The 7248-nt window shown below is 39.9% G+C and carries 7 protein-coding genes; 3 read left to right on the top strand and 4 right to left on the bottom strand.

Annotation, left to right across the window (positions count from 1 at the left end; translation table 11 throughout):
- Positions 1-158 precede the first annotated feature (158 nt).
- On the top strand, positions 159-1931 hold the full coding sequence (locus tag F557_RS0112680) for an AAA family ATPase (protein ID WP_019002597.1): 1773 nt from the start codon (positions 159-161) through the stop codon (positions 1929-1931).
- Positions 1932-2018: 87 nt separating this feature from the next.
- On the opposite strand, the gene F557_RS23315 is transcribed toward F557_RS0112680, so the two are convergent.
- Complete coding sequence (locus tag F557_RS23315; protein ID WP_245539409.1) at positions 2019-2234, bottom strand: DNA polymerase I; 216 nt, start codon at positions 2232-2234, stop codon at positions 2019-2021.
- Between the two features lie 397 nt (positions 2235-2631).
- The gene (locus F557_RS0112670) at positions 2632-4299 is read right to left on the bottom strand and encodes an AAA family ATPase (RefSeq protein WP_026297908.1); all 1668 of its coding nucleotides are present in this window, start codon (positions 4297-4299) and stop codon (positions 2632-2634) included.
- 544 nt (positions 4300-4843) lie between these two features.
- Between F557_RS0112670 and F557_RS0112665 the strand changes: the two genes are divergently transcribed.
- Both F557_RS0112665 and F557_RS23310 read left to right on the top strand, forming a co-directional pair.
- Positions 4844-5116, top strand: a complete 273-nt coding sequence (locus tag F557_RS0112665) for a type II toxin-antitoxin system RelB/DinJ family antitoxin (RefSeq protein WP_019002594.1) — start codon at positions 4844-4846, stop codon at positions 5114-5116.
- Positions 5113-5235 (top strand): type II toxin-antitoxin system RelE/ParE family toxin, encoded by a 123-nt coding sequence (locus F557_RS23310; protein ID WP_019002593.1) that lies wholly within the window; start codon positions 5113-5115, stop codon positions 5233-5235. The genes F557_RS0112665 and F557_RS23310 overlap by 4 nt, the downstream gene beginning before the upstream one ends.
- Before the next feature lie 1106 nt (positions 5236-6341).
- On the opposite strand, the gene F557_RS19900 is transcribed toward F557_RS23310, so the two are convergent.
- Both F557_RS19900 and F557_RS23010 read right to left on the bottom strand, forming a co-directional pair.
- Positions 6342-6893 carry an ATP-binding protein gene (locus F557_RS19900; protein ID WP_169335199.1) on the bottom strand — a complete coding sequence of 184 codons (552 nt, stop codon included), beginning with the start codon at positions 6891-6893 and terminating at the stop codon, positions 6342-6344.
- Positions 6894-7044: 151 nt separating this feature from the next.
- Positions 7045-7248: hypothetical protein (locus F557_RS23010; RefSeq protein ID WP_211209539.1), on the bottom strand; the 204-nt coding region annotated here is incomplete at its 5' end.

The raw sequence follows: 7248 nt of genomic DNA, 5'->3' as shown, positions 1-7248 counted from the left end.
ATACTTTATGCTTATATTCTTATCAAAAAGTAAGATGTTGGCGGTTGACGATTAACCAGGTTATGGGATAATGACAGTGATAGAGCCTTTCTGCGCTTCAATAGCGGACCGGGGAAAGGCCTTTTTGAGGTGACTGTCAGATTCAAAGGTGGAGCAGAATGTTGAAGTCTATAGGTATTGGAGCTGAATTATTTCATAAGCTCATTGAAAATGACTGCTATTACGTTGATAAGACTCCTTTTATCAGAACCGTGTTTAAGGAGAACAAAGCGGACGTAATGCTTATCACCAGACCGAGACGTTTCGGTAAAACTCTCACCATGTCCACCTTCTACGACTTTCTGTCTCTGAATATCGAAAATCCCGGTGATGTGTCACTTCAGGAAAAATGGTTCAAGGGCACCAAAATTTTTGAGGATAAGGAATTCTGCAGCAAGTACATGGGGAAGTTTCCGGTAATCTTTATGTCTTTTAAAACCATCGTTCATCAGAATTTTAATGATGCGTATAATCAGTTTGCTACTCTGATATACAGACTGGCACTGCAGTTTGAATATCTGGCCACCAGTAAGGAATTATCCGATAAGCAGAAGGAACAGTATGCCTGTCTGAGTAATTATGAAAAGCTTACAGACAGAACCAATAAATCTTATCTGACAGGATCCCTTCAGACGCTTTCCTGTCTTCTCGAAGCACATCATAAGATAAAACCGATAATTCTGATTGATGAATATGATGTACCTATTGCCAAGGCGGCTTATCATGGCTACTACGATGAAATGATAGATCTTATCAGTCCTTTTTATAACGACACCTTAAAAACAAATACGTATCTGGACAGAGCAGTGCTTACCGGATGTTTAAGGGCGGCAAAGGAAAGTATTTTTACAGGGCTTAATAATCTCATGGTCTGCTCGATTCTTGATTCCGGGAAAAAAGACATATCCCAGGGAATCGGTTTTACCAAAGAAGAGACTCATGAAGTTTTGTCATATTACGGTTTCACTGACTATTATGATGAAGTAAAAAATAATTACGACGGATACCATTTCGGAACAGCTCACATGTACTGCCCATGGGATGTAATGTCCTTCTGCAATGATAATTATGAAAAGCTGAGTGAAAACAAAAACCAGATTCAGGCTGGCAACTATTGGATAAATACCAGCGGTAACGATGTTATCGATGAATTCATGGGCTTTATCGAGCCTGAAGACGTTGATCTGATGCAGAACCTTCTGGACGGTAAATCAATAACCGCAGAAGTAAGAGCGGCGCTGTGCTACGGTGATTTGCAGAACCATGACATAAATGACTTCTGGACTCTGCTGCTTTATACCGGGTATCTTACCTTTGATCCGGCATACCGTTCATCAATAAAGAATGAATACAGCCTGTACATTCCTAATGAAGAAATAAGAGACTGCTTCAGAGATAAAATTCTTGCGTTTTTTAAGACCAATTCCGTCATGAGAGCCAGTACCGGTGAACTGATAAAAGGTTTGTTTGAAGGTGATGCCGAAAAGGTTCAGGACAACCTTAACACGCTCCTTGGCAAATACGTTTCAATCAGAGATTTTTCAGTCAATGCTCCGAAGGAAAACTATTACCACGGTTTCATGAACGGACTACTGGTCAATGGCACGTCTCTCATTGCAGAGCAGAAATCCAATTTTGAGTCAGGAAACGGCTATATCGATTTGATAATCAAGTCTCTAAAGAACAGAGGCGTTATCGTAATTATGGAACTTAAGCAGACTTCAGATGAAAACGAAGATAAAGTGCTTATTGCTCAGGATGCCGTTGAGCAGATAATTCAAAAGAAATATGCCGATCCGTACATTAAACGCAACGACATCAAAGCTGTTCTTACTTATGGCATATGCTTCTGTAAAAAGGAATGTGTCGTTGTTGAAAGAAAGCTGAAATAAAATGTTCGATCATGGCAATCGAGTCAAAGACAACTTGATCGGTAGTGACCGACCAAGTTACCGACTAAGATCTCGATTAAGTGATTGTTAATCTTTCTTATAGAACTCGGTGACGTAACCTGCCGCATCAAGAATTAGCCCGTCAGCCCATGGTGGCGTACGTCTCATCTGCTCACATACAGCATCGAGGCTCATTCGCGGATTGGCTTCAATAACCAGCTCATCGTGAATATGCATCACGATGCTGCAGTGCCGTAGCGTCTGCATGGCGTAGCACAGGATGTCCCTGGCGATGGCCTGCACGATGTTTTCTACAAACTTTGGTCCGCAGCTTTCAATACGTTCCCATTTCTTGGTCGCACCAATACCTTCATAGGTAACACAACTGGTTCATGCCAATGCGGGGTTTTACGTAGGCGAGCTTTCTGCAGGTAAAGGTAAGTAAGTTTCCCAGATATAAGGTCTGATAAAACCACTTTGTTTTAGGTACCATTGTAGTTTTTTGCATTTTGACTGCGGAAGACAGGTAAAGGCAATCAGGGCATACAGCAGTCCGTCACAGCCTCCGAGAAAATAACCCAGCCATCCGCGATTCCGGTAAATACCGCCTGGATATTGTCCGCTTCCCCCTCTCGTAAAAACGAAAAAAGGACCCCGTTAGAGATCCTTTGAATGTAAGTACTAGCTTTGATTGGAGTGTTTAATCTAGTTTTTCAATCAGACACTGATGTTCCTTGGTCTTGGTGCTGTAATTGATTCCGACAATAATGATATTCCGATATTGCCCGGCATAACGTTTGAAATATTCCTGAGTTTTAATCTGGGCAATGGCTTCTTCAGCAGAACCGTCATATTTAAACTCAATAAGAATTAGCGGTTGTCTTCTTGTTATTGGCTCATACACTAAATCAACACGGCCCTTACCTGCCTGATCTTCCCGATGATAGCTGTAATCATCAAGAGTTGCCCACAAAAGTCCGGTCATCACGCAGTATGTTAGAGATTCTTCATCATTGGGATCGAGAAGAGCTACGGCTGAGGAATTGTGGATTTCCTGAATAATTGAAGCTACGGTTGCTTCGTCAAGTTCTTTGATAGCTTTGAGCAGATTTTCTGAACGTTTGATGGTTTCCATTCGCTCGTACCAGTTCTGCTCTCTGACAATATCCATCAGTACTGCCTTGATTTCGGCATTCGGAACATAAGCTACTTTACGATATTTGTTTTTCGTTTCTGAGCAGCCGAGGTAACCGAGACAGATCAGAAGACTGAACACATCATTCTTATCCTTTATGTTTACCATATCATTCTGGAAATTGGCACAGCTGAAAGTAACTTCATCACCTTCGATCAAATTGATGATATCTTCCTTTATGCCTTGAAAATCAGTATTGATGAGGCGTACAAACTCTTCATTTGACGAAGTTCCGCTCCAGTAACTGATACATTCGTTTCTGTTGACAGCTTTGCACACGGAATTAGGGTTGTAAATATCCACACCTTTGATTTTATAACCCTCATACCACTCCTTTAAATCCTGATGTGACACTTTACAGTTAGGTGATTCTACAATTTTGGCAATCTCATCTTCGGTAAAACCAAAGTATGGCGCATAATCTCCCGGAGAAAGCATGTTATATTCATCAAAGCCATTGAGCGCAGATTGAGAGTTGTACTTTTTGATTGGCAGAATACCGGTAAGGTAAGCAAGGGCAAAGCTGGCTTGACCTTTTTTACCTTTTAGCAACCCCCTCAAAAAATCAATAAAGGATTCCTGCAACTGGGTATTATTGCGATAATCACGGTAAATCAAATCCCACTCATCCATAATAAGAATAAATTGTTCTTTGGAGTGGTTACAAATTACCTTTAATGCTGATGACAGATTTTTTTTACCTACTTTTCTGTTCTTATTGAGTAATTCAGCATAGTTTTTAATTTCTTTAAGTTCTTCGATTACTGAGTACTGTAGATAATCGACAATCGTGGTAACTCCTTTTACCTGCAGATCTTCATCTTCGGTATAAGCGATGTAGTCATCTCTGATGGAGTTCATATCGATATAAATAACATCGTATTTGTTGAGATGCGTTTCATAACTGGCTTTATAGTCATTATTCGTTATTTTTAGACCATCGAAAATCTTATGTCCGTCATATCCTTTGGAATAATAAGCCAAAAGCATATCGGCAGTGACGGTTTTTCCGAATCTGCGGGGACGCGTCAGAGATAGTAATTTTCCATCAGTATTAAGGAGTGCATTTGTTTTGTCGATAAAATCGGTTTTATCAACAAATATCCTGTTATCTTTTGCTTCAACCAAATCAACAAAAGAATTACCTTCAACAGGATTTATAATATCACCCATGACTTTAACCTCCCCGAAATTCATGACATCACCATTTTTTAGCACAGCACAGAATTTTGATCCGTGATATGCAATTGAACTAAAAAGTGCTGATGTCAAAACCTTACTTTCTGCCATCTAATTTAACGACTATACGCGGATTATTCAATATTTATCTGACGCTTATCAGCAAAGTATTAAACCAATATGCATTTTATGTCATCGATATTTATCTTCGATTCATCATTCTCTTAAACTTCTCAATCTCGCCGGTACAATCGCTTTCTGGCATACAGCTTTTGTATAACTCCTCCTAGTATTCCTCCTAAAAACCAGTAGTTGAACTCAGTGGAGCGTGGCAATTTGGCTCAGTGAAATACGCCAGAGTATAGGTGTCGCAGAAAGCCTGATGGTGCTGTCGTTCCTTCTGAAACTCCAAAACGATGAATTCAATTGGAAGATCAGATCTGCCATAAACATAATAAAATAATGATCTGGTAATGACAATATATTGCAAATTAACGAATTTTAACTATAACTTTAAGAAGTAACCAAGGAGGCTATCATGAGTGCCACAAACCTGAATATCAGAACCGATAAGGATGTAAAAGAACAGGCTGAACAGATCTTTGCTGAACTCGGCTTAAACATGACAACCGCCATAAATTTGTTTTTGCGGGCTGCCATCAGAAAGCACGGTATACCTTTTGATTTACTCCTTGATGTGCCTAATGAAACCACTGTTGCAGCCATCAAAGAAGGAAAAAGACTGCTTAATGCTCCTTCTTCCCCTAAATATTCCAGTATGGAAGATCTCAAGGCGGCACTGGAATCATGAAATACAATGTAAAATTCACCTCTCAGTTCAAAAAGGATTTGAAGCTTGCAAAATCAGAACAGAATCACCCAGGGTATGACCGTTTTATCCCTGACATACCCCATGAAAGAAAGGTCTAGACCGTCGTGAATTCAAAGTTTGGTACATAAATTTGCATCTTGAAACACTGTAAGGCCTTAGAGCCTGACTGCGCATTTGAAATGAGGTACATACTTTTTGGGGGCTAAAGGAGAAACTTGGAGGCCATCCACGGCAACGAAATTTGAAAAGTGATACGATCCAAAGACGGAGGTGGACTTGCCTGTAAACCCTGTTCTTTTTTTGGCATTTATAAAATGCTGATACAAATCACCCAGGGTATGGCCGTTTTATCCCTGACATACCACATGAAAGAAAGTACTAGACCGTTGTAAGTTCATGGTCCGGTACATAAATTTTCGCTCTTGAAACCTATAAGGCCTTAGAGCCTGCCCATGCATTTGAGATGTGGCCTGGTGGTGAAAGGAGAAACTTGGAGGCCATCCACGGTAACGAAATTTGAAAAGTGATACGATCAAAGACGGAGGTGGACTTGCCTGTAAACCCTGTTCTTTTTTTGGCATTTATAAAATGCTGATACAAATCACCCAGGGTATGGCCGTTTTATCCCTGACATACCACATGAAAGAAAGTACTAGACCGTTGTAAGTTCATGGTCCGGTACATAAATTTTCGCTCTTGAAACCTATAAGGCCTTAGAGCCTGCCCATGCATTTGAGATGTGGCCTGGTGGTGAAAGGAGAAACTTGGAGGCCATCCACGGTAACGAAATTTGAAAAGTGATACGATCAAAGACGGAGGTGGACTTGCCTGTAAACCCTGTTCTTTTTTTGGCATTTATAAATGCTGATACAAAACTGGGGTTAATGAGTAGACGCATACATACTTAGAGGTCCGACACTCTGTAAAATAAAATGCTGCGGATACAGTTTCTTTCGCAATATTAACAGAAATGACAAAAGATCCAAAATACTGCCTTTTGTGTACACGAAAAGTAGTCAAAATCCGGAGGCAGACTACTCGGCTATTTTTAATACGCTCGAAGGCAATTATGTGTAAAATGCCTTGACGACATCTCCATAGGATGTGAGAGATAGTGGCTTCAGTGAGGCCACTATCTTTTATGTTTTCGGCTATGGAATAAGTTTATAATTTTATCGGGCAAGTCTGGGTTATTTCGAGGATCTCATCGTTTTACAACTATCCATTTTCCGTATCTATTACCGCCCTGACGTTCAATAATCTTCTTTTCTTTTAACGAAGTAAGTATTTTTCTTATATATCCATCAGAGTATCCACTTGCACTGACTAATTCTTTTATCGTGATACTGGAATTATGGCGAATATAATCGACGATACGTTGCTCAATCTCATTAATGCTTACTGTATTCTCTGTCTCATTACTGACGGAATCCGGCTTAATATAATTAAACGGAATAGTAACATTAACAAAATTTTCCATAATATCAAAAGCCTGTTTTCCGTAATTGCTGATGATAAGAGGAATACCATGACCTGTCTGTTCTACATATCCCAATTGTCCGAATATCTTTTGGAGTTTTGAATTTACAGGTTTACTTATTCCTTTATAGAACTCATCTTTATTTAAGTCTACTGGTAATCCTCCAGTAGAGATAATTTCTATTCTGTCAGAGAAAATATAAACTGCCGGTGGATTCCCTTTGTCCCATTTTGTATGGATACATGCGTTCTGCCAGGCTTCTTTAAAACTGGCCATATCGAACAACTTTTCTTCTGTTCGTCTGTGATTGCCCATCGTAACCATGGTGAAAATTACGCTCCTACGTGACCATCTCCGCTGAAATTTTGTGACACCTCTTTCCATACAATCTTGACAGTCTGTTCTTTAAATTCCTGATCCCCCCTTATCACCACAGGCGGAGGTCCTCAGGATCCAGTAAATCAGAAGCATGTTTGAGTTTTAACGAAGAATATTGGAGAAAATAGAAAGCAGTGAAGAAAAAATGGAACAGTTTTAAGAAGGAGATTGCCCAAAACTTTGACCGGTTTCCGCAATCTCCCCGTTCATAACTGCAATAGCTAAACAGCAAGGTTACGAACATGGATATTTT

The sequence above is a fragment of the Succinimonas amylolytica DSM 2873 genome (assembly GCF_000378405.1).
GTDB classification, from domain to species: Bacteria; Pseudomonadota; Gammaproteobacteria; order Enterobacterales; family Succinivibrionaceae; genus Succinimonas; species Succinimonas amylolytica.
The sequence above is the reverse complement of the archived record's forward strand: the minus strand, read 5'-3'. Positions and strand labels throughout refer to the sequence as shown.

Bases quoted from the DNA above. Each gene is read 5' to 3' on its own strand.
- F557_RS0112680 (WP_019002597.1), top strand. From the start codon at position 159: ATGTTGAAGTCTATAGGTATTGGAGCTGAATTATTTCATAAGCTCATT.
- F557_RS0112670 (WP_026297908.1), bottom strand. From the start codon at position 4,299: ATGGGTGATATTATAAATCCTGTTGAAGGTAATTCTTTTGTTGATTTG.
- F557_RS0112665 (WP_019002594.1), top strand. From the start codon at position 4,844: ATGAGTGCCACAAACCTGAATATCAGAACCGATAAGGATGTAAAAGAA.
- F557_RS23310 (WP_019002593.1), top strand. From the start codon at position 5,113: ATGAAATACAATGTAAAATTCACCTCTCAGTTCAAAAAGGATTTGAAG.
- F557_RS19900 (WP_169335199.1), bottom strand. From the start codon at position 6,893: ATGGCCAGTTTTAAAGAAGCCTGGCAGAACGCATGTATCCATACAAAA.